A 783-nucleotide genomic window follows, 5' to 3' on the forward strand; every position below is an offset into this window, starting at 1 on the left:
CAATAGCCTACATATTTTTACATGTTTTATTTTATTTGGACTCCACAATTAGATAAAACCAATATTTGAGATCAAGTTCAGTAATTAGAATTTTAATATAATCACTCTTCTAAGATAAGAAGGAAACCTTGATGGATTAGGAATTCTTCTGATAGAGTTTATCTGGCCCTCTTCTCTCCTCTATATAAGGATGGGTGACTCCCCTTACATAATATGAGTATTTTTCCATCACTCTAAGTTTTATAGTCATCCTAATTAAGAGAGACAGAGAGAAGAAGGTGAGCCAAGAATTAAAGGTTCAACTCTAAGGGGTATTTTCTCAACTTCTCTAATTCAATGGCTGACAAAGGTATGTTCGTTTTATTCTTGAGTTGTATTGAATTCTGGCTCAAGCGTAAGACAAAGAACAGCCGCGAGTCAGACCTCTCTTGGTAGCCTTTGTCGCGGATTGACGCTTTCGGCAATTCCCCTGTCGTTTTTGCACCCGGCTCTGTCGGCCCCTGGGCATATGCTGGCCCCAAAGCGCCGGCAGACGATTCGGCGCATGAATCGCCAATAAGGGGACGCCTGATGAGCCCAGCCGAATTGCACGCCGACAGCATCGTTATCGACGGGCTGATTATTGCCAAGTGGAACCGCGACCTGTTCGAGGACATGCGCAAAGGGGGGCTCACCGCCGCCAACTGCACGGTGTCGGTGTGGGAAGGGTTCCAGGCCACCATCAACAATATCGTGGCCAGCCAGACTTTGATCCGTGAGAACAGCGACCTGGTGATCCCGGTG

General features: G+C 46.2%; 1 protein-coding gene. It reads left to right on the plus strand.

Features of this window, described 5'->3' with window-relative positions:
- Positions 1-570: 570 nt before the first annotated feature.
- A partial coding sequence (locus tag IE178_RS35115; protein ID WP_438874443.1) for a hypothetical protein occupies positions 571-783 on the plus strand: 213 nt, incomplete at its 3' end.

The organism is Streptomyces griseoloalbus, assembly GCA_014650015.1.
Taxonomy (GTDB): Bacteria; Actinomycetota; Actinomycetes; order Streptomycetales; family Streptomycetaceae; genus Streptomyces; species Streptomyces griseoloalbus.